The sequence below is a fragment of the Kribbella sp. CA-253562 genome (assembly GCF_050942265.1).
Taxonomy (GTDB): domain Bacteria; phylum Actinomycetota; class Actinomycetes; order Propionibacteriales; family Kribbellaceae; genus Kribbella.
On sequence record NZ_CP192049.1, the window covers coordinates 2,830,718 to 2,851,700 of the forward strand.

Below are 20,983 nucleotides of genomic sequence, written 5' to 3' on the forward strand. Positions count from 1 at the left end.
GTTGTCCTGTCACCACCCTCAGACGAACTGGATCCCTCCGTGCCCGTTGGACCCACGACCGTTCCCCAGCCGGGTCGAACCGACCCGTCGCTGATCCGGAACTTCTGCATCATCGCCCACATCGACCACGGCAAGTCGACGCTGGCCGACCGGATGCTGCAGATCACCGGGGTGGTCGACGACCGCTCGATGCGGGCCCAGTACCTGGACCGGATGGACATCGAGCGCGAGCGCGGCATCACGATCAAGTCGCAGGCGGTCCGGCTGCCGTTCGCGCCGAAGCCGGACACCCCGGGCGGCCTGCTCGCGCCCGACGGTACGACGTACATCCTGAACATGATCGACACCCCGGGCCACGTGGACTTCACCTACGAGGTCTCGCGGTCGCTGGAGGCGTGCGAGGGCGCGGTTCTGCTGGTCGACGCCGCGCAGGGGATCGAGGCCCAGACGCTGGCCAACCTCTACCTCGCGCTGAACGCGGACCTGCACATCATCCCGGTGCTGAACAAGATCGACCTGCCCGGTGCGATGCCGGAGAAGTACGCCGCCGAGCTGGCGCACATCATCGGCTGCAAGGCATCCGACGTGCTCCGGGTCTCGGCCAAGACCGGTGAGGGCGTCGAGGACCTGCTCAGCGAGATCGTCGCGCAGGTCGAGCCGCCGAAGGGCGTCAAGGACGCTCCGCCGCGGGCGCTGATCTTCGACTCCGTCTACGACACCTACCGCGGCGTGGTCACCTACGTCCGGGTGGTCGACGGCGAGCTGACCCACCGCGACAAGATCAAGATGATGTCCACCGGCGCCGTGCACGAGATGCTCGAGGTCGGCGTGATCTCCCCGGAGCCGATGAAGTCGCCGAGCATCGGCGTCGGCGAGGTCGGCTACCTGATCACCGGCGTGAAGGACGTGCGTCAGTCCCGGGTCGGTGACACCGTCACCTCCAGCGTGCGCGGCGCGACCGAGGCACTGGGTGGTTACAAGCACCCGCAGCCGATGGTCTACTCCGGGCTGTTCCCGATCGACGGCGACGACTATCCGACGCTGCGCGACGCGCTGGAGCGGCTGCAGCTGAACGACGCGGCCCTGCAGTACGAGCCGGAGAGCTCGGGCGCGCTCGGCTTCGGCTTCCGCTGCGGCTTCCTCGGCCTGCTGCACATGGAGATCGTCCGGGAGCGGCTCGAGCGCGAGTTCGACCTGGACCTGATCTCGACCGCGCCGAACGTGGTCTACCGGGTCGAGATGGAGGACGGCAAGGAACACGTCGTCACCAACCCCAGCGAGTTCCCCGAGGGCAAGATCGCCGAGATCTACGAGCCGGTGGTGCGGGCGACGATCCTCAGCCCGAAGGACTTCATCGGCACGATCATGGACCTGTGCCAGACCAAGCGGGGCAACCTGCTCGGTATGGAGTACCTGTCCGAGGACCGGGTCGAGCTGCGCTACACACTGCCGCTGGCCGAGATCGTGTTCGACTTCTTCGACCAGCTGAAGTCCAAGACCAAGGGCTACGCCTCGCTGGACTACGAGCCGACCGGCGAGCAGGCCGCGGCGCTGGTCAAGGTCGACATCCTGCTGCAGGGCGAGACCGTCGACGCGTTCTCCGCGATCGTGCACCGCGACAACGCCTACGCCTACGGCGTCGCGCTGGCCGGCAAGCTCAAGGAACTGATCCCGCGCCAGCAGTTCGAGGTGCCGATCCAGGCCGCGATCGGGTCCCGGATCATCGCCCGGGAGTCGATCCGGGCGATCCGCAAGGACGTGCTCGCCAAGTGCTACGGCGGTGACATCACCCGCAAGCGCAAGCTGCTGGAGAAGCAGAAGGAGGGCAAGAAGCGGATGAAGATGGTCGGCCGGGTCGAGGTTCCGCAGGAGGCCTTCATCGCCGCGCTGAAGACGAACGAGCCCTCCGAGAAGGCCAAGAAGTAGGTGCCGGCGGTCGAGATCCCCGACGGCCTGCTGGTCGTCGGGTCGCGCGGGCCGGACTGGGCCGCCTGGCTCGACCGGCTGCCACGGCTGGTCCAGGACCTGCTGGCCGAGTGGGAGTTGACCGTCGACGGCTCGTCGGCGTACGGGAACTGCGCGGTCGTCGTACCGGTGCTGACCCGGGCCGGCGAGGCGGCGGTGCTTAAGGTGCAGTTCCCGCACTGGGAGGCCGAGACCGAGCACCTCGCCCTGCAGGCGTGGGGTGGGCGTGGGGCGGTGCGGTTGTTGCGGGCGGACCCGCGGCGGTTCGCGATGTTGCTCGAGCGGTTGTCGGCCCGTGACCTGACCGGGGTGGACGACCGGGAAGCCTGCGAGATCGTCGGTACGGCGTACTCGAAGCTGCACATCGCCGCCGGGCCGCAGTACCGGACGTTGTCCGGCGAGCTGAAGCGGTGGATCGAGGACTTCCGCGCGCTACCCGCGTCGGCGCCGGTCCCACACCGGTACGTCGAGCAGGCGATCTCGCTCGCGTCGGACTTCGCCGCCGATCCAGCCACCGACGGGCGCTTGATCCACACCGACCTGCACTACGAGAACATGCTCGCCGGCGACCGCGAACCCTGGCTGGTGATCGACCCCAAGCCGCTGTCCGGCGACCCCTGCTACGAGGTCGCCCCGCTGATCTGGAACCGCTGGGACGAGGTCGTCGCCTCGGGCGACATCCGCTTCCGGGTCCGCTCCCGCTTCTACGCCGCGATCGACGCCGCCGAACTGAACGAGGACCGCACCCGCGACTGGGTGATCGTCCGCCAGATGCTCAACGTCCTGTGGACCCTGAAGGACGCCGGCACCGACGAGTCCCTGCCGCAGGACTGGCTGACCCGCAACATCGCGATCGTGAAGGCGATCCAGGACTAGTCCCACCAGGCGCTCCACACCGAGTTGTCCTTGAGCTTTCCCGCCAGGTTCTGCTGGCTGCTGGAAAGGTAGTTGTCGTAGGCACCGTCGTTGTAGGCCAGGTAAAGGCCGGCAGCGACCATCGCTTCCTCGTCGGTCGCGGGCGGTTTGCCCAGCACCAGCTCGAGGTCGGTCATCGTCAACGTCGCGGGCACGGCTTGATAGGTCTCGAAGAGGTGCCGCAGTACGGCGACGTGCTCGTCGACCCGCAGGGCCTCGTTGTCGAAGCCGAGGTGCGCGAAGACGTGCCATGGCTCGGCGCACTCGATCAGGGCGACCATGACGGTGTACGCGACCGGCGTCACCGTGCCGTCGTCGTGGAACTCGCAGCCGTTGGCCAGGCGGAGGATGTCCCGCCCCCGCGGGCCGGGGTAGTCGTCCTCCCACATCTCGAAGTCGGCGGGCGGGCCGAAGCGGTCGTCCTCCGACTGGCCGGCCTCGGCGGTCGGCGCCGGTGACTTGCTGCGGCTGCCGGGCGCGGCGGGTAGCTCTGTGGCCGCGCTGAGGAGACGGTCTTGATAGGCCTGGCGATCGGCCAGGATCAGTGCGCCGTCGAGCTGGTCCGCTGCGGCGATCACCTCTGCCGCCGATCTGGCCGGCTCGGAGATCGCCAGGAAGTCCGGCGGCAGGAGGATCGGATGCAGTCCGGTCTCGGCGCGGGCGGCGTGCAGCCGGGTCCACTGCTCGACCGCGGATTGGCCCGAGGAGGCAAAGCCGCGCACCTCGGCGCCTGACCAGGCGGTGCCGAGTTCGACGAGCGGTGGGAGGTCGGGGCAGGCGGCGAGTCGCATGGCGGACAGCATGCCGGAGCGTGGCGACAGTTCAGTCGGCGGACGTGCAGCACTGCCCAAGCTCGGTGGGTCGGGAGGTGTCCCGCCTGAGATCGCTGTCGGGACGACCCTTCGAGAGCGTTGGTGGGTGGTGGGCGTCCGGGAAACTCGGTGGAGCGTGCGCGGCGGGCAGGGGAGGATGCGGGTATGCGGCTGCTGACGGTGAATGTGGTGGAAGAGCTGATCCCCGGTCCGAAGGACACCGGGTGGACGGCGATCGACAAGCGGCCGCAGGTGGGGCGGGTGGCGGTGGGGGAGTTGGGGCTCGCCGGGGACTCGGTGTGTGACACCGCGAACCACGGGGGACCGGACCAGGCCGTCTACGCGTACGCCGAGGAGGATGCGCGCTGGTGGAGTGAGCAGTTGGGGCGGGAGATTCCGTCGGGGCTGTTCGGGGAGAACTTGCGCACCGAGGGGATCGACCTGACCAACTCGCTGCTCGGCGAGGTCTGGCGGATCGGGGACGAGGTGGAGGTCGAGGTCCGGGCGCCGCGGATTCCGTGCATCACCTTCCAGCACCGGATGGGGATCCAGAGCTGGGTCAAGCGGTTCCACCAGGCCGGGCGGCCGGGGGTCTACTTCAAGGTGCGCAAGACCGGCACGATCGCCGCGGGTGACCCGATCACGGTGGTGAGCCGGCCGGAGCACGAGGTCACCGCCGGGGTGATGTTCGAGGGGCAGGACGGGCCGAAGATGCAGACGCTGCTCGACTCCGGCATCGACCTGATGGAGGAGCTGCGCGCGGCCGCTCAACGCATCGCGGCACGCCCCGCCCGGTGAAGGGCGTCGTCCCAGCGCCCGGCCCGTTGAGGCCGTTGGCGCTCGCGACGCTGCTCAGCCGCGTCGGCAACGGCCTGCTGATGACGGTCAGCGTGCTCTACTTCACCCGCATCGTCGGCCTCTCGATCGCCGAGGTCGGGCTCGGGTTGACGATCGCCGGTCTGTTCGGTCTGCTGTCGGCGGTTCCGCTCGGGCATCTGGCCGACAGGCGCGGGCCGCGGGGGTTGTTCGTCGTCTTGGGCAGCTCGGTCGCCGTCTTGTCGCTGCTCTACCTCCTGGTCGACACCTTCTGGCAGTTCCTCATGGTCGCGATCGTCGTCACGGTGCTCGACCGAGGCGCCGGAGCGGTCCGGTCCGCGTTGATCGCCGCCGTCACCCAAGGCTCGGTCGGCCGCGTCGCCGCCCGCGCCTACCTGCGGGCCGTCACGAACATCGGCATCATGGCCGGCGCCGCGATCGGCGCCCTCGCGCTGCACTTCGACACCCGTACGGCGTACCAGCTGATGTTCGTCGTCGACTCGATCCTGACCTGCGCGTCGGCGTTCATCATTCTCGGCATCCCACGCGTCGCGCCGCAGCCGAAGAGCACCGACGGCCCGGTCTGGATCGCGCTGCGCGACCGCGGCTACCTCACGGTCTCCGCGCTCAACGCCGCGATGTCGATCCACTACGCGGTGCTCGACATCGCGATCCCGCTCTGGGTCGTCGAACACACCGAGGCGCCGCGCTGGACCGTCGCGCTGCTGCTGATCATCAACACGGTCGTCGTCGCGCTCTTCCAGGTCCGTTCCAGCCGAGGCATCCAGGATCCGGCCTCGGCTGCCCGCGCCACCCGTACGGCGGGATGGTTGCTGCTGGCATCGATGGTCCTGTTCGCGGCCGCGTCGGGTGGTGGCGCCGTCGTGGCCGTGAGCCTGCTGGCGGTCGGTGCGCTCGTGCAGGTGATCGGCGAGCTGCTGCAGTCGTCCGGTTCGTTCCTGCTCGGCTTCGATCTGGCGTCGGACCAGGCACAGGGGCAGTACCAGGGCGTGTGGGGGACCAGCATGTCGATCAGCACGATGGTCGCGCCGACCGTGCTGGCGCTGCTGCCGCTCGGACTGGGGGCGCCGGGCTGGATCATCCTCGGCGTGTGGTTCGCCGTGATCGGCGTGCTGTTCGTCCCTGTCGTCCGGTGGGCGTCAGCCCGCAAGGCGGCTCAGTTGGAAGGCTCCAGGTAGCCCAGCGCCGCCGAGATCTTGCGCGCCGCCTCGATCGCGGCCGGGGCCATCAGCGCGACCTGGGCGATCGACTGCTCCAGCGACAGCGTCGAGATGCTCACCGCCGCGATCGCCGCACCGGTGTGGTCGTGGATGACCGCGGCGACGCAGCGGATGCCCGGCTCGTTCTCCTCGTCGTCCAGCGCGTAGCCGCGGGCCCTCACCTGGGCCAGGTCGGCTTTCAGCGCGGCCGCCGTCGTGTGCGTCAGCGGCGTACGGGCGGGCAGTCCGGTCCGGGTGATCAGCGCGTCCAGCGCCTCCTCGTCCTTCTCAGCCAGCAGCGCCTTGCCGATGCCGGTGCAGTGCAGCCAGAAGGCCTTGCCGACCCGCGACGGCATCCGGTACGGCTTCGGGCCGTCCAGGCGGGCGACGTAGATCGCCTCGTCGCCGTTCAGCAGCCCGACGTGCACCGTGCAGCGGGTCTGCGCGACCAGGTCGGCCAGCACCGGGCGGGCGACCGTGGCCAGGTCGACGTTGGTGAGCGCGTGCCCGGCCAGCCGCAGCGCCTTCGGGCCGGGGTGGTACGAACCGTCCTCGGCCTGCGCGACGAACTCGTGCTCGACCAGCGACGCCATGATCCGGTGCACGGTCGACTTGGCCAGGCCGGTGGCCGTCACCACGTCGGTGAACCGGGAGTGCTCGAGGACAGCGTCGAGCACCATCAGCGTCTTGTCGATGGCCGAGGGCGAACTCATGTCGCTCATCCTGTCACCTCTGTCCTGTCCGTCCCTGCCACTGCACCGGTACGCCGTACCGCCTACCGCGCGAGCCAGCCGCCGTCGACGGCCAGCACGTGCCCGTTCACGTAGTCCGACGCCGCCGACGCGAGGAACACCGCGGCGCCGACCAGGTCTTCGGGCCGGCCCCAGCGACCGGCCGGGATCCGGTCCCGGATGGCCGCCTCGCGCGCCGGGTCGGCGCGCAGGTCGGTGGTGTTGTCGGTACTGATGTAACCCGGCGCGATCGCGTTCACCTGGACGCCGGCCGAGCCCCACTCGTTGGCCAGGGCCTTCGTCAGTCCCGCGACCGCGTGCTTGCTGGCAGTGTAGGCGGGCACGGTGATCCCGCCCTGGAAGCTGAGCAGCGAGGCGATCGTGACGATCTTGCCGGCGCCCCGCTCGACCATCGCGGCGCCGATCGGCCGGGTCACCGCCCAGGTGGAGTTCAGGTTCACGTCGATCACGTGCTGCCAGTCGGCGGTTGCCGTCGCGGCCGCGGGCGCCCGCCGGATGGTGCCGGCGTTGTTGACCAGGATGTCGATCCGGCGCTGCCGGGCCAGCTGGGTCGCCACCGCTTCGACGGCCGACGGGTCGGCGAAGTCCGCCGTGACGACGGTCGCCTCACCGCCGCCGTTCTGCTTGATCGCCTCGAGGGTGTCCTCGAGCGCCGCGTCCCGCGCGAGCAGGATCAGGTCGGCGCCGGCCGCGGCGTACCCGGCGGCGATCGCGGCGCCGATACCGCGCCGGGCCCCGGTCACCAGGGCGGTCCGTCCCTTCAGGGAGAAGACGGTCACCGCAACTCCGTCACGTCGACGCCGTCCATGTCGGTGAACGCCTGGTTCTCACCGGCCATCGCCCAGACGAAGCTGTACGACGAGGTGCCGGCGCCGGAGTGGATCGACCAGCTCGGCGAGATGACCGCCTCGCGATCCGCGACCAGCAGGTGCCGGGTCTCGTCGGGTTCGCCGAGCAGGTGGACGATCCGCTCGGTCTCGGGCAGGCCGAAGTAGAGGTAGCACTCGGTCCGCCGGTCGTGGGTGTGCGCGGGCATCGTGTTCCAGGTGCTGCCCGGGTGCAGCGTGGTGACACCGAGCACGATCTGGCAGCTCTGTACGCCGTTCGCGTGGATGTACTGGTCGATCGTGCGGCGGTTCGCGGTCTGCTGATCGCCGAGCTCGAGCCGGTTGCCCTCGCCGGGCTGCACGAGCGTCGTCGGGTACGACGTGTGCGCGGCGGCGCTGAACAGGTAGAACGCGGCCTCGGCGCCCTCGAAGACGACCTCGCGCGCGCCGCGGCCGGCGTACAGGCAGGCGCCGGTGGTCAGCTCGAACTTGGTGCCGTCGACGGTCACCGTGCCGGGGCCGCCGACGTTGACGATGCCGGCCTCGCGGCGTTCGAGGAAGTACTCGCTGCGCAGCTCCGGCCAGGTGCCGAGGGTGAGCGGGCCGGAGACCGGGCGGGCGCCGGCCAGCACGATCCGGTCGTGGTGGGTGAGCACCGCGGTGATCGTGTCCGGCGTGAACAGGTCGTCGACCAGGTAGTGCGCGCGGAGCGCGGCGGTGTCGAAGCCCGGCACCTGCGCGGGGTGAGTGGCGTGCCGAACCTGAAGCGACGAATTCATGGAACTAAGTTCTACTAGACAGAACTACAAGTCAAGAGTACAAATGCTTCCCACCTGGTAGTTCCGCCTCGTGACACCAAGTTCCGCCCCTTGGAGGCTTCACATGAGCGCACTGGACTGGACGGTCCTGGCCGGCTATTTCGTGCTGATGGTGGTGATCGGGCTCTGGTCCCGCACCAAGATCAAAACCGTCGTCGACTACTTCACGACCGGTGGCCGGATCCCCTGGTGGCTGTCCGGCATCTCGCACCACATGTCCGGCTACAGCGCGGTCATGTTCGTCGCCTTCGCCGCGGTCGCCTACACCTACGGCATCACCGTCTACGTCTGGTGGGCGGTCTCGATCGGCGTCGGCGTCGGGATCGGCGCGTTCGTGTTCGCCGCGCGCTGGAACCGGCTGCGCGCCAAACACGGCGTCGTCTCGCCGCTGGAATACCTTGCCCAGCGCTACAACCTGCCGACCCAGCAGGTGCTCGCGTACTCCGGTGCCGCGCTGAAGGTGGTCGACATCGCCGCCAAGTGGGTCGCGATCGCCGTGCTGCTGAACGGATTCACCGGCGTACCGATGCGGTGGGGCATCCTGCTGACCGGCGTGGTGACGATGCTGTACGCGACGCTCGGCGGGTTGTGGGCCGACGTGCTCACCGACTTCGGGCAGTTCGTCATCCAGGCCGCGGCGGGTATCGCGATGTTCGTCGGCGTCCTGCAGCACCTGGACGGCGTACCGACGCTGTGGAAGATGTGGGACCAACTGCCCGAGGGGCACGGTGATCCGCTGACCGGGCCGTACACGCCGGTGTTCCTGATCGCGTTCCTGTTCATCAAAACCTTCGAATACAACGGCGGCATGTGGAACCTGGCCCAGCGCTACATGGCCGCGCCGTCGGGCTCGGAGGCGAAGCGGTCCGCGCTGCTGTCGTCGGTCCTGTGGCTGGTCTGGCCGCTGGTGCTGTTCATCCCGATGTGCGCCGCGCCCCTGCTGGTGCCGGACCTCGGCAAGCCCGAACAGTCGTACGTCGAACTGGCGCAACTGCTGCTGCCGAGCGGCCTGATCGGCCTCGTGCTGGCCGGGTTCTTCTCGCACACGATGGCGATGGTTGCCTCCGACGCCAATGTCATCTCGTCGGTGATCACCCGCGACATCGGCCCGGTGCTGGTGCCGAAGCTGCGCCGGCTGTCCGACGCCGGGATCCTGAAGTTCGCCCGGATCACCACGTTCACCTTCGTCACGCTGAGCATGCTGATCGCGATCATCACCAACGGGCAGGGCGTCGTACTGAAGATCGTCGTGGACCTGGTGGCCGCGACGATGGGACCGATCTCGATCCCGCTGATGCTCGGCCTGCTGCCGTGGTTCCGGCGCAGCGGGGCGCGGGCGGCGATCGCGTCCTGGGCGATCGGGTTGATCGTCTGGGCGATCGTCAAATGGGGCGTCGGGTCGACCGACACCACCCTGGTCGTAGCGTTGCCGTTGGCAACTTCTCTGGTCGTCTACGTCGGGCTCGGTCTGCTGATGCCGGAACGCCGGCCCGAGGTGGACGCGCTGCTCGACTCGCTGAACAGCGATCCCGACGAGACCGACGAGGTGCTCGCCAGGCGAGCGGCCGCCGCACACTGACCGTGCTGCATGGAACAATGTTCCACTCAACAGAACACCATCCCGAGGAGATCTGAGATGCCCAACATCACCGTCGAACTGCTGTCCGGCCGCACCCTCGACCAGCGCCGCGAGTTCGTCGCCGCCGTCACCGACTCGGCGGTCTCCATCCTCGGCGCGAAGCGCGAGGCGGTCCGCATCGTGTTCACCGAGATCGAGAAGTCCGATGTCGCCAACGGCGGCGTACTCGTCTCCGACTCCTGACTCCCGCAGCTGCCCTTCCCGGCCCGGCGTCCCCTCCCGCCCCAGGGGATCGCCGGGCCGCTCGCTGTACACTCCTGCGCGATCAAAGGGGTGGGATGAAGAAGAGGCGTGCTGTCATCGCGGTGACAGTCCTCGTGGTCGGGTCGGCTGTTGGTGCCGGCCTCTATCGGCTGGCCGGAGACGGCAAGCCGGATCAGCGCGCCACGGTGCCCGCAGCGGCCGCGGCGGTGTCGCGGCACGTGCCGGCCGGGGCGAAGCGCACGAACGTGGTCGACGACCGCGCGGTCGAGAAGGACGGGCTTCAGTTCCGGCTGGTCTACGACGTGGCGGGCAGGTCCATTCCCTTGATGGTCGAGATCCACACGCATGACGCGCAGCAGGCGAAGTATTGGCAGGATTGCGATTCGCAGGAGGCGCCGGCCGCGGAGTGCGGGATGCAAGCGCTGGGCGGCGGTGGAAAGCTGATGACCATGCGCGATCCCGAGACGCGACAAGGTGTGGCCATCGCCTGGCGACGAGACGCGGTGGTCATCGCGTCGATCGACCTCACGGCTGAAGAGGTGATCGGGCCCGAGGTGCTGTCCGCGATCGCCACTGACCGGATGGTCGGACTCACCACCTCAGCGAAGATGCTGGAGCGCGGGAAGAAGATCGAGCTCACCTCGATGGACGAGTACCTCGCGAATCTCCCTGCCCGTGGTCAACGCTGAGGTTCGGGCGCCGCCCGGCAGTCGCATGCTGAAACTCCCAGTGGCAGTGCCGGTGCTGGCACTACTCTCGACGTCATGCGAGTAGGCGTATTCGGTGCGACAGGCCAGGTCGGCGGCGTGATGCGGGAGCTGCTGGTCGAGCGCAACTTCCCCATCGACGAGATCCGGTACTTCGCGTCCGCGCGGTCCGCGGGCACGCTGCTGCCGTACGGCGACACGAAGGTCACCGTCGAGGACTCCGCCACGGCGGACTTCGCCGGGCTCGACCTCGCGCTGTTCTCCAACGGCAAGACGGCCTCGAAGGAGCTGGCCCCGAAGGTCGCCGCGGCCGGCGCGATCGTCGTCGACAACTCGTCGGGCTGGCGGATGGATCCCGACGTACCGCTGGTGGTGGCCGAGGTGAACCCCGGCGACCTGGACCACCTGCCCAAGGGCATCGTCGCCAACCCGAACTGCACGACGATGGCCGCGATGCCCGTGCTCGCGCCATTGCACGGTGAGGCACGGCTGACGCGGCTCGTCGTCTCCACCTATCAGGCCGTCTCGGGGTCCGGCGGCGCCGGCGTACGGGAGCTGGCCGACCAGACCGCGGGACTGGTCGACGGCGCCGACCGGCTGGCCCGCGGCGCTGACGGCATCACGCTGCCGGAGCCTGCCGTCTATGCCGGGCCGATCGCGTTCAACGTGCTGCCGCTGGCCGGCTCGATCGTTGCGGACGGCTCCGGCGAGACCGACGAGGAACAGAAGCTCCGCAACGAGAGCCGCAAGATCCTGCACATCCCCGACCTCCCGGTGGCCGGCACTTGCGTCCGCGTCCCGGTCTTCACCGGTCACTCGTTGAGCATCCACGCCGAGTTCGCCGAGCCGATCACCCCCGAGCGCGCGACCGAGCTGCTCGCCGCGGCTCCCGGCGTCGAGCTCACCGACCTCCCGAACCCGCTGGCCGCGGCCGGGCGCGATCCGTCGTACGTGGGACGCATCCGGCAGGACCAGTCGGTGCCCGACGGGCGCGGGCTCGTGCTGTTCGTGTCCAACGACAACCTGCGCAAGGGCGCCGCGCTCAACGCCGTACAGATCGCGGAACTGCTGCGGCAGCGCTGATTCCAGCCCGTGCGGCAGCCCCGCCCTCGTCGTACGGCGGGGGCGGGGCTGTTGCACCGGGCAATGCACGAGCATGGACCGCCCGGTGCGGTCTAAGCGGGGCTTTCCCGGCCGTCCTGGTCGGAGCGGAGCCGCGTCAGGCGCTCCACGAAGGTTCGGTCGTGGGTGAACAGGCGGGTCGTCGTACCCTCGAGCAGCGGGGCGTCCCACAGCACCTGGACCTCAGAGCCGAACACCGCCGCGACAGTGCCACGGCCGTAGTCGCTCGAGCTCACCCGCTGTCCTTCGACGATCTCCGCCATCAGCTTCCCGTCGGATTTTCTGACCTTACGACGGAAAAACTAACACAATGCCCTGACTCGAATCGGCGTGCTCGATTACCTTGCGTGTCGCTCGAATTTAGGGTATGACGCCAGGCTCTCACTCCTGCAGACTGCGGACCGTGAAGCCGGAGGAGCTGGACGCCCTGATCGCGGGCAACGTGCGGGCCGCCCGCGCCCGGCTCCGGTTGCGCCAGGAGGATCTCGCCGACGAGATCGGCTGGTCCCGTCCCACGGTGTCCTCGCTCGAGGCCGGCACGCGCCGGATCACCGTGGCCGACGCGGTCGCGCTCTGCTCGGCGCTGAAGCTCACGCTGCCCGAGCTGCTGCGTGGAGCACCCTCCGAGGTCTTCGAAGCACTGGGTGTCACGCCCGCCTGATCGTTGTGCACCCGGCGTTGCGGAAACGTGATCGAGATGGTGCGGGCAGGCAGGCGAGCGCCATGGTCAGCGTGCGCCGGAGCTATTACTCTCCGGTTTACCTGACCCCTGGGAGGCCAGAATGAAGCCCGTTGCCGACGGACCGCAGCTCGCGCTGCTCAGCTCCCGCAAGGAGCACCTCGCTCAGATGTTCTTCGACCGGGTAGCCGCCACGCCCAACCGGGAGGCGTTCCGGCACCCCGTCGACGACGGCTGGGCCTCCGTCACCTGGCAGCAGACCGACGAGCTGGTACGCCGCCGCGGCGCGGGCCTGATCGCGCTGGGCGTCGAGCCCGAGCAGCGCGTCGCCGTCGCCGCGAACACCCGGCTCGAGTGGGTCCAGTGCTACCTGGCCGCCGTCGTCGCCGCGGCCGCGACCACCACGATCTACCCGACCACGATGGCCGGCGACGTCGCGTACATCGTCGCCGACGCCGAGGTCCAGGTCGTCTTCGCCGAGGACGCCAGCCAGGTCGACAAGCTGCGCGACCACAAGGCCGACATCCCGTCGGTGCGCAAGATCGTGCTGATCGACGGCGAACCGGACCCGCAGGACGGCGACTGGGTGATCAGCCTGGCCACGCTGGACGAGCTCGGCGCGCGGCACCTCGCCGACCACCCGTCGGCGATCGACGAGCGGATCGCGCAGATCAAGCCCGAGCACCTGTGCACGCTGGTCTACACCTCCGGCACCACCGGGCGCCCCAAGGGTGTTCGGCTGCCGCACTCGGTGTGGACCTACGAAGGCGCCGCCGTGGAAGGGATCCGGGTCCTGAGCCCGGACGACCTGCAATACCTGTGGCTGCCGTTGTCACACGTCTTCGGGCAGGTGCTGCTCGCCGTCCAGTTCCAGATCGGCTTCGCCACCGCGATCGACGGGCGGGTCGACAAGATCGTCGAGAACGCCGCGGTCGTCCAGCCGACGTTCATGGCCGCCGCGCCACGAGTCTTCGAGAAGGCGCACGGGCGGATCGTCACGATGATGGAGGCCGAGGGCGGCGTCAAGCTCAAGCTGTTCCACTGGGCCTTCGGCGTCGGCGCCGAGGTCTCGAAGTTGCGCCAGCAGGGCAAGGAGCCGAGCGGCGTACTGGCGGCGAAGTACGCGTTGGCCGACAAGCTGGTGCTGTCGAAGATCCGCGCCCGGTTCGGCGGCCGGATCCGGTTCTTCGTGTCCGGGTCGGCAGCGCTCGACAAGCGGCTGGCCGAGTGGTTCCACGCCGCCGGGCTGTTGATCCTCGAGGGCTACGGCCTGTCCGAGACCGCGGCCGGCTCGACACTGAACCGGCTCGACCACTACCGCCTCGGCAGCGTCGGGCCGGTCTTCCCGGCCGCGGAGTTCAAGATCGCCGAGGACGGGGAGATCCTGATCAAGGGCCCCGGCGTGATGAGCGGCTATCACAACCTGCCCGACCAGACCGCCGAGGTGATCGACGACGAAGGCTGGTTCCACACCGGCGACATCGGGCACTTCGAGGACGATTTCCTCTACATCACCGACCGCAAGAAGGACCTGTTCAAGACCTCCGGCGGCAAGTACGTCGCGCCGCAGGTGATCGAGGGCCGGTTCAAGATGATCTGCCCGTACGCCAGCCAGTTCCTGGTCCACGGCAGCCAGCGCAACTTCGTCACCGCGCTCGTCACCCTCGACCCCGACGCGATCGCCGGCTGGGCGGAGGCGAACGGGTTGGGCGGCAAGTCGTACGCGGAGATCGTGACGTCGGATGCGGCGCACGAGATGATCCAGGGGTATGTCGACGAGTTGAACGCCGGGCTGAACCGGTGGGAGACGATCAAGAAGTTCACCATTCTGGACCGGGATCTCACGGTCGAGGGCGGCGAGATGACCCCGAGTCTGAAGCTCAAGCGCAAGCACGTGGAGACGCAGTACGGGGATCTGCTGGACAAGATGTACGACTAGTACGGCGCGTTTCGGGCGTGGGGGTTGGTTGGTTGACCCCCACGCGCGGACCCTCCGCTCGCTGGCGCTCGCTGCGGTGCCCCGCTCCCGCCCGCCCCTTGTCGAAGGTGTGCGGGCTGGCGCCCGCCGGGTGCGCGTGCTGGCGCCTGCTTCGAGTGCGCGCTGCCGCGCTGCCGAAGCGTGCTGTCGCGCGCTTCGTTCGACGGCAGGTGGTTGCGGGGGAGTGTTGTGGGGTGCGTGCGGGTGTTCACCCACGCGGCGGCCCTCCGCTCGCTGGCGCTCGCTGCGGTGCCCCGCTCCCGCCCGCCCTTGTCGAAGGTGTGCGGGCTGGCGCCCGTCGGGTGCGCGTGCTGCGCCCGCTTCGAGCGCACGCTGCCGCAGCGTGCTGTCGCGCGCTTGATTCGAGAACAGGTGCCGTCGATGCGCGAGGCGTCCACCGGCCGACGCGGGCTCCTCCGCTCGCTATCGCTCGCTTCGGTGCCTGCTCGGTCCTGTCCGCGACAGCAGGTCCGAACAGCCGCACCCCGACAATCCGCGACCCAAACAAGATCTGGCTTGTACAACCTCCAGGTTGTATCGTTCCTCCATGGAGGAGTACGACGTCTACGTCCTGGACGGCTGCAGCAAGTGGATGAATTCACTGCCGACCAGGGAATACGACGCCTTGGCTGCCCGGATCGACCTGCTGGCGGAGCACGGTCCGGCCACGCCGCGGCCGACCGTCGACACGATCAAAGGATCGCGGCACCAGAACATGAAGGAACTGCGGTGCGGCAAACTCCGGGTTCTGTTCGCCTTCGATCCGAAGACTCAGGCGGTTCTCCTGCTAGGTGGCAGCAAGCAGGATCGCTGGTGCGAGTGGTACGAGGACAACATTCCGGTGGCCGACGACCTGTACGACGAGTGGCTCGACCAGCTGCGGCGGAATCCGGGCTGGGCGGATGATCCTTCGGTGAAGGAGGAACGAACACATGACCCATCGCAACTGGAAGGACGTGCGCGCCGAGCGCATCAACACCCCCGAGGCGGAGGCGCGGGTTGCTGTCCATCGCGAGGAGGCGCTGGCCGAGCAGCGGGCGTACCGACTGGCGGAGGTTCGGCAGCAGCAAGGGGTGACGCAGACGCAGTTGGCGGAGTCGATGCACATCAGCCAGGCGGCCGTCTCGTCGATCGAGCGTGGAGAGTTGAGCCGGTCGGAGTTGAGCACGATTCGGAAGTACGTCGAAGCGCTGGGCGGCAAGCTGGAAATCGTCGCCAGCTTCGGGGACGAACGGCTCGTACTCAGCTGACGCGCAGCGTCGCGAAACCCCGTCACGGAAGGCAGGGGTCGCGCGCGGCGGCGGGAAGCTTGATCGTGCGGTGAAGGCGGCGCCGGCAGACCGTCGACGACAGCGCGGCCGCAGCCGGAGTCCAGAGAGCCGCGCGGCGCCCAGACCTAACCACCGGCCGCGCCCACCGCCGAAGCAGATTGTCCCCGCCCAACCCCCCACCCACCACTCAAGGCGTGTTGCGCTTGCCCAAGGCAACCGACTTCCTCACGACTTGCTCACGATCTTCGAACCTCCCCGCGATCGGCCGTAACCTGGAAGCGTGGACGCAGCCGGCAGGGGCGGTCGCAACCTCGTTGGGGCCGTGAACAAGTTCATCGGTCTGAGCGTGCTGTCTGGTGCGCTCGCGGCTGGGCTGGTGATCCCGGTGACCGGGCTGGTCGATCTCGGGACGCAGAAGATGGCGGAGTCGGTCGAGAGTCTGCCGCAGGAGCTGAAGACCGAGCCGTTGCAGATCCGGAGCCGGATTCTGGCCTCGGACGGGACCGTGATCGCCACGTTGTTCGAGCAGAACCGGGTTCCGGTTCCGTTGAACCGGATCAGTGTGGTGATGCGGCGGGCGATCGTGGCGATCGAGGACTCGCGGTTCTACGAGCACGGCGCGCTGGACGCGAAGGGCACGATGCGGGCGCTGATCCGGAACCAGACCGAGGGGTCGGTGCAGCAGGGTGGGTCGAGCATCACCCAGCAGTACGTGAAGATGAGCCTGGTCGAGAAGGCGCGGACCGCGGAGGAGCGGGCGGCGGCGACCGCGGTGACGTATCAGCGCAAGCTGACCGAGCTGCGGTACGCGATCGCGCTGGAGAAGGAGCTGTCCAAGGACCAGATCCTGGAGCGGTACCTGAACCTGGCGAACTTCGGCGACGGGACGTACGGCGTACAGGCGGCGGCTCAGCACTACTTCGGCACGACCGCCGCGAAGCTGAATCTGCCGCAGGCGGCGCTGCTGGCCGGTCTGGTGAAGAATCCGACCGGCTACGACCCGACGAACAACGTGAAGCGGGCCAAGGACCGGCGCGATCTGGTGCTGCGGCGGATGCAGGAACTCGGGCTGATCAGCGCGAAGCAGGCCGGCGACGCGATCCGGACGCCGGTGTTCAACCCGAAGAAGATGCAGAAGATCCCCAACGGCTGTGCCGGGTCGCGGTACCCGTTCTACTGCGCGTACGTCGTGTCGAAGCTGCTCCAGAACCCGGCGCTGGGCCCGACCCCGAAGCACCGGGAGCACTACCTGAAGACCGGCGGGCTGACGGTGACGACGTCGCTGGATCGCAGGATCCAGGCGGCCGCGCAGGCCTCGATCAACGAGCACACCAAGCCGCGCGACACCGCCGTCGCCGCGATCACCGTGATCGAACCGGGCACCGGGGTGGTCAAGGCGATGGTGCAGAGCAAGCCGTACGGCAACGGCAAGAACCAGACGGCGTACAACTACAACGTCGAGAAGTCGTATCCCGGCGGATACGGCGGTTTCCAGAACGGTTCGACGATGAAGGCGTTCACGATCGCGGCGGCGATCGAGAAGGGCCTTCCGCTCGACTACCGGATCAACTCGCCGCAGCAGATCGACCTCAGCAACAAGCCGTTCCGGACCTGCAAGGGGTGGACCAAGGACCCGGACTACAAGCCGCGGAACTCGACCACGAGCGGGAACCTCACCATGGTCGAGGCGGCCAAGGCGTCGACGAACACCTACTTCCTCCAGCTGTCCCAGCGGACCGGACTGTGCGCGCCGGCCACCATCGCGGCGAAGCTGGGCATGTACAACGCCCAGGCGCTCGGGCCGCTCGACCAGGTGGTGTCGTTCACCCTCGGGGTCGGTTATGTGACGCCGCTGATGCTGTCGAACGCGTACGCGACCTTCGCCGCCCGCGGCAAGTACTGCACGCCGATCCTGGTCACGGCGATCCAGGACAAGGCTCGCAAGCCGATCAGCACCCCGGGGCGTTCCTGCCGGCAGGCGATCTCGCCGCAGGTGGCCGACGGCGTGAACCGGGTGCTCAGCGCCGTGATGGAGCCCGGTGGCACCGGCGGCCGGCTCAACTTCGGCAACTGGGACCTGGCCGGCAAGACCGGAACCATCCAGGACAACGAGGCGGTCTGGTACGCCGGCTACGCGCCGAACCTCGCCGCGGCGTCCGTGGTGGCCGACGCGAACCTGCCGTACACGAACCTGATGTACGGCCACACCCTGGACGGCCGCGACATCGCCGACCCGACCGGGTCCGGTACGGCGGGGCCGCTGTGGAAGACCACGATGCAGCGGGCGCTGCCCGGCATGCCGGTGCGCCGGTTCACGGCGCCGCCGGCCAAGATGCTCGGCGGCCAGAACAAGCCGCCGGCCGAGGACAGCAGGGCGCGCTAGCTGTGGTGTCCAGGGAGGTTGGTCAGTCGGGTGATGGGTGGTTGGCCTCCGATGGCGCTGTGGGGTCGGTGGTGATTGTAGAAGTGCAACCAGCCGGGTAGTGCCGCTCGGCGTTGGGTTTCGGAGGTGTAGAAGCGGGCGTAGGCCCAGCCGTCGGCGAGGGTGCGGTGGAAGCGTTCGATCTTGCCGTTGGTTTGGGGCCGATAGGGCCGGGTTCGTTTCGGGGTGATGCCGAGTTCGGTGCAGGCGTCGTTCCAGGCGTGGGACTTGTAGGCCGAGCCGTTGTCGGACAAGACGCGTTGGATGGTGACGCCGTGGTCGGCGTACCAGGCCACGGCCCGGCGGAGGACGCCGATTGCGGTGGCTGCGTTCTCGTCGGCGTGGATCTCGAGGTAGGCCAGGCGGGAGTAGTCGTCGATCACGGTATGCACGAAGCTGGTGCCCGGGCGCGGTTCGTAGCGGTGATTGCGTTGGCCGGTGCGTTTAGCGGTGGCTTCGCGGTTGCGTTTGCCTTGCTGACGGCCGACGAACCGGTGACCGCCGCCGTCGGGGATGTTGCCGAACTTGGTGACATCGACGTGCAGCAGGGATCCCGGATGGTCGTGCTCGTAGCGGCGTAGCGGTTCACCGGTGACCCGGTCGATGGCCGACAGTCGGTTCAGCCGGCACCGGACCAAAACGGCGTGCACGGTCGAGACCGGCATCCCGAGCCGGCCGGCGATCTGCACCGGCCCGAACCGTCGGCGCCACCGCAGTCTGACGATCCGGCGCACCACCCGCGGTGGTGTCTTGGCGGGACTACGACGTGGTCTGGAGCTGCGATCGGCCATCCCGGCCGCGCCTTCAGCGCGGTACCGCTCAGCCCATTTGCGCGCTGTTCTCGGAGCGACCATGAACATCGTGGCCGCTGCGGAGTACGTCCAGCCCTGCTCGACGATCAGACGCGCCAGCCGCAACCGGGCACGCGGGGTCAAAGCAGCGTTAACGTGGGACACGAAGGCCTCCTGGATTGTGAAGCGGTTCCTCGACAGCTCCACTTCACAACCGGAGGCCTTCACCCGTCTCAACGACCCGCCGACCTACCAACCACCAGGACAACCTCCCTGGACATCACAGCTAGCCCCGGCTGGAATAATCTATGCGATTCGCATAGATTATCCGTATGCCGCACGCCCTCGAAGCAGCGATCGTCACGTGGCACGAGGCGGTCAACGCCGGAGACCTCGACCGCAGCGCCGCCGCCGTCACGGACCCGGTCGTCGTCCTGGGGCCGAAAGGCGCGGGTCCACTGACGCCCGCCGAGTTCGCCGACTGGGTGCAGCGCTCCGGCATCACGCTGACTCCGCGCTCGTGGCATCCGATCAGCGAGCGGCTGATGGTCGTCGAGCAGGACGCCAGTTGGCCGCAGAGCGAAGGCCCGACCAGGGTCGCGACGGTCTTCAGGGCGACCGGGGACAAGGTGTCCGCGTCGTTGCGCCTTCCGGACCTGCACTCGGCGCTGGAGCTCGCCTCCATCTGCCGCGAACTGGCAGCCACCGAGTGACCGCGGAACCCGGCCCGGGGCAGACCCTCTTCGAGTTCGTCCGTCACTGGTCGCGGCGGTGGAATGGCGACGACGAGGTGTCCGAGCAAGGCCGGCTCGTGCTCGTCACCGAAGCCGTGCGAGCCGTCAGCGCGCGGGAGGCCGCGACGATCAACGCGGTCGCGCGAGAGATCGCCATCGACCAGAGCGGTGCGTCGCGGCTGGTGAAGAGCGCTGTCGCCGCGGGCTACCTCGAGCTGACGACGTCACCCAGTGATGCCCGTCGCCGCGAGGTCGCCGTCACGCCAGCCGGTGACCGCATGCTGCGGGACGCGCATCGGTGGCAGGAGAAGGTCTTCGCCGATCTCACCGCGCACTGGTCGCCGAGGCAGCGGGACGACTTCCGGCGGGCGATGCTGGATCTGGTCGAGCGGTCACACGCCCGGATGGACAACTGAGCTTCAGCCAGCGCGCCAAGGGTCAGCCGGTGAGCCTCAGCCCATGTGCCAAGGGTCAGCCGGTGAACTCCCAGGGCCGAAACCTGCGGCGCCCGCCACCTGCGCCGCGTCCGCGAGGCCGGTGGCCAAGGCCTCGGGCAGGTGGGCGTCACTGCCAAAGGTGAGCAAACGCCCGCCCTCCTCGCGCCACCAGCCGAGGACGGCCGGATCCAGCGGCAGCCGGGTGTTGAACTCCAGCGCCCGTTCACCGTCGGCCAACGCCCGCAGCGCGGCCCGGAGTTCCTCCTCGAAGTCCCGAGGATCGAACGTCCCCGGCCACGACCGCACGGGATAGTCGATGTGGCCGAACACGGTGAACGCGTCGGAGCCGGCGACCATCCGGGGGATCTCGGCGAGGTACTCCCGGAACACCTCGTCGACCGGACGCCGCGGGAACAACTCCCACGGCTCGGCCATCGAGTCCCCGTCCGGCAGGCAGTGCAGCGACCCGATCACCCGGTCGAAGGTGCCCTGGGCAAGTAGTTCGGCGACCTCCGCACTGTGGAGATGCGGCTGGCCGACCTCCATCCCGGTGAGGATCCGCAGCTGCGGGTACGCCGCGCGGCAGCGCTCGACACACTCCAGATACCCGCCGACATCGAGCACCGGCGCCCGGAGGATCCCGTCGGTGACCAGGTCGGCGAACTTCGGTGCCAAGAAGCCGGCACGGAACGGTGTGAAGTCGACGTGTTCGGTGAAGGCGACCGCGGGCAGGCCGAGCTCGACGGCCCGCGCGCAGGTCACGTCCATCGCGCCGAGGTCGGCGTCCCAGGACCACTCGCTGTGGACATGACCATCCGCCGGCAGCTCCATGCCTCCATTGTGGCGGGCTTGACCCTGACGCAACGTCAACCCT

At 68.7% G+C, this 20,983-nt stretch carries 21 protein-coding genes and 1 pseudogene; 15 read left to right on the forward strand and 7 right to left on the reverse strand.

All coding sequences use genetic code 11. From position 1 onward, the window contains the following. The first annotated feature begins 39 nt into the window (after positions 1-39). Both lepA and ACQPXM_RS13590 read left to right on the forward strand, forming a co-directional pair. Positions 40-1,926, forward strand: a complete 1,887-nt coding sequence (gene lepA, locus ACQPXM_RS13585) for a translation elongation factor 4 (protein WP_432948395.1) — start codon at positions 40-42, stop codon at positions 1,924-1,926. Continuing rightward, complete coding sequence (locus ACQPXM_RS13590; protein ID WP_432948397.1) at positions 1,927-2,841, forward strand: aminoglycoside phosphotransferase family protein; 915 nt, start codon at positions 1,927-1,929, stop codon at positions 2,839-2,841. Here ACQPXM_RS13590 and ACQPXM_RS13595 read toward each other — a convergent pair. Further along, positions 2,838-3,671, reverse strand: a complete 834-nt coding sequence (locus ACQPXM_RS13595; protein ID WP_432948399.1) for a DUF4253 domain-containing protein — start codon at positions 3,669-3,671, stop codon at positions 2,838-2,840. The genes ACQPXM_RS13590 and ACQPXM_RS13595 overlap by 4 nt on opposite strands. 186 nt (positions 3,672-3,857) lie before the next feature. Between ACQPXM_RS13595 and ACQPXM_RS13600 the strand changes: the two genes are divergently transcribed. Both ACQPXM_RS13600 and ACQPXM_RS13605 read left to right on the forward strand, forming a co-directional pair. Continuing rightward, on the forward strand, positions 3,858-4,490 hold the full coding sequence (locus tag ACQPXM_RS13600; protein ID WP_432948401.1) for an MOSC domain-containing protein: 633 nt from the start codon (positions 3,858-3,860) through the stop codon (positions 4,488-4,490). Further along, complete coding sequence (locus tag ACQPXM_RS13605; protein WP_432948403.1) at positions 4,487-5,707, forward strand: MFS transporter; 1,221 nt, start codon at positions 4,487-4,489, stop codon at positions 5,705-5,707. The genes ACQPXM_RS13600 and ACQPXM_RS13605 overlap by 4 nt, the downstream gene beginning before the upstream one ends. Here the strand turns inward: ACQPXM_RS13605 and ACQPXM_RS13610 are convergent. The 3 genes from ACQPXM_RS13610 to kduI all read right to left on the reverse strand — a co-directional run bounded on the left by ACQPXM_RS13610 (position 5,686) and on the right by kduI (position 8,086). Further along, entirely contained in the window at positions 5,686-6,441 is a 756-nt protein-coding gene (locus tag ACQPXM_RS13610; RefSeq protein WP_432948405.1) for an IclR family transcriptional regulator, read from the reverse strand. The genes ACQPXM_RS13605 and ACQPXM_RS13610 overlap by 22 nt on opposite strands. Positions 6,442-6,503: 62 nt before the next feature. Beyond that, positions 6,504-7,259 carry an SDR family oxidoreductase gene (locus tag ACQPXM_RS13615; protein ID WP_432948407.1) on the reverse strand — a complete coding sequence of 252 codons (756 nt, stop codon included), beginning with the start codon at positions 7,257-7,259 and terminating at the stop codon, positions 6,504-6,506. After that, the gene (gene kduI, locus ACQPXM_RS13620) at positions 7,256-8,086 is read right to left on the reverse strand and encodes a 5-dehydro-4-deoxy-D-glucuronate isomerase (RefSeq protein ID WP_432948409.1); all 831 of its coding nucleotides are present in this window, start codon (positions 8,084-8,086) and stop codon (positions 7,256-7,258) included. Before kduI ends, ACQPXM_RS13615 begins: the two co-directional genes overlap by 4 nt. Positions 8,087-8,189: 103 nt before the next feature. Between kduI and ACQPXM_RS13625 the strand changes: the two genes are divergently transcribed. The 4 genes from ACQPXM_RS13625 to ACQPXM_RS13640 all read left to right on the forward strand — a co-directional run bounded on the left by ACQPXM_RS13625 (position 8,190) and on the right by ACQPXM_RS13640 (position 11,758). After that, entirely contained in the window at positions 8,190-9,704 is a 1,515-nt protein-coding gene (locus tag ACQPXM_RS13625) for a sodium:solute symporter family protein (protein ID WP_432948411.1), read from the forward strand. A 57-nt stretch (positions 9,705-9,761) separates the two neighbouring features. After that, positions 9,762-9,947 carry a tautomerase family protein gene (locus ACQPXM_RS13630; protein WP_077013085.1) on the forward strand — a complete coding sequence of 62 codons (186 nt, stop codon included), beginning with the start codon at positions 9,762-9,764 and terminating at the stop codon, positions 9,945-9,947. A gap of 134 nt (positions 9,948-10,081) precedes the next feature. Further along, positions 10,082-10,657 carry a hypothetical protein gene (locus tag ACQPXM_RS13635; RefSeq protein ID WP_432948413.1) on the forward strand — a complete coding sequence of 192 codons (576 nt, stop codon included), beginning with the start codon at positions 10,082-10,084 and terminating at the stop codon, positions 10,655-10,657. Between the two features lie 75 nt (positions 10,658-10,732). Next, complete coding sequence (locus tag ACQPXM_RS13640; protein ID WP_432948415.1) at positions 10,733-11,758, forward strand: aspartate-semialdehyde dehydrogenase; 1,026 nt, start codon at positions 10,733-10,735, stop codon at positions 11,756-11,758. A 92-nt stretch (positions 11,759-11,850) separates the two neighbouring features. Here ACQPXM_RS13640 and ACQPXM_RS13645 read toward each other — a convergent pair whose 3' ends face one another. After that, positions 11,851-12,033, reverse strand: a complete 183-nt coding sequence (locus tag ACQPXM_RS13645; RefSeq protein WP_432948416.1) for a hypothetical protein — start codon at positions 12,031-12,033, stop codon at positions 11,851-11,853. A gap of 167 nt (positions 12,034-12,200) precedes the next feature. On the opposite strand from ACQPXM_RS13645, the gene ACQPXM_RS13650 reads away from it, so the two are divergent. From ACQPXM_RS13650 to ACQPXM_RS13670, 5 genes and pseudogenes are all read left to right on the forward strand, one after another. Then, complete coding sequence (locus ACQPXM_RS13650) at positions 12,201-12,458, forward strand: helix-turn-helix domain-containing protein (RefSeq protein ID WP_168197263.1); 258 nt, start codon at positions 12,201-12,203, stop codon at positions 12,456-12,458. Positions 12,459-12,579: 121 nt separating this feature from the next. Continuing rightward, a complete protein-coding gene (locus ACQPXM_RS13655; protein WP_432948418.1) occupies positions 12,580-14,415 on the forward strand; it encodes an AMP-dependent synthetase/ligase in 1,836 nt (611 codons plus the stop codon). A 631-nt stretch (positions 14,416-15,046) separates the two neighbouring features. Beyond that, positions 15,047-15,253, forward strand: a pseudogene (locus tag ACQPXM_RS13660) (type II toxin-antitoxin system RelE/ParE family toxin); the annotation flags it as partial. Positions 15,254-15,386: 133 nt separating this feature from the next. After that, entirely contained in the window at positions 15,387-15,704 is a 318-nt protein-coding gene (locus tag ACQPXM_RS13665; RefSeq protein WP_432948420.1) for a helix-turn-helix domain-containing protein, read from the forward strand. Between the two features lie 343 nt (positions 15,705-16,047). Then, complete coding sequence (locus ACQPXM_RS13670; RefSeq protein ID WP_432948422.1) at positions 16,048-18,108, forward strand: transglycosylase domain-containing protein; 2,061 nt, start codon at positions 16,048-16,050, stop codon at positions 18,106-18,108. Here ACQPXM_RS13670 and ACQPXM_RS13675 read toward each other — a convergent pair. Next, the gene (locus ACQPXM_RS13675; RefSeq protein WP_432938891.1) at positions 18,105-19,103 is read right to left on the reverse strand and encodes an IS481 family transposase; all 999 of its coding nucleotides are present in this window, start codon (positions 19,101-19,103) and stop codon (positions 18,105-18,107) included. The two genes, ACQPXM_RS13670 and ACQPXM_RS13675, sit on opposite strands and share 4 nt — an antisense overlap. Before the next feature lie 167 nt (positions 19,104-19,270). Between ACQPXM_RS13675 and ACQPXM_RS13680 the strand changes: the two genes are divergently transcribed. After that, positions 19,271-19,651, forward strand: a complete 381-nt coding sequence (locus tag ACQPXM_RS13680) for a hypothetical protein (RefSeq protein ID WP_432948424.1) — start codon at positions 19,271-19,273, stop codon at positions 19,649-19,651. Then, positions 19,648-20,088: a MarR family winged helix-turn-helix transcriptional regulator gene (locus ACQPXM_RS13685; protein ID WP_432948426.1), complete on the forward strand. Its 441-nt coding sequence runs from the start codon at positions 19,648-19,650 to the stop codon at positions 20,086-20,088. The genes ACQPXM_RS13680 and ACQPXM_RS13685 overlap by 4 nt, the downstream gene beginning before the upstream one ends. Before the next feature lie 36 nt (positions 20,089-20,124). Here the strand turns inward: ACQPXM_RS13685 and ACQPXM_RS13690 are convergent, their stop codons facing one another. Beyond that, entirely contained in the window at positions 20,125-20,940 is an 816-nt protein-coding gene (locus tag ACQPXM_RS13690) for a PHP domain-containing protein (RefSeq protein ID WP_432948428.1), read from the reverse strand. Positions 20,941-20,983 lie beyond the last annotated feature (43 nt).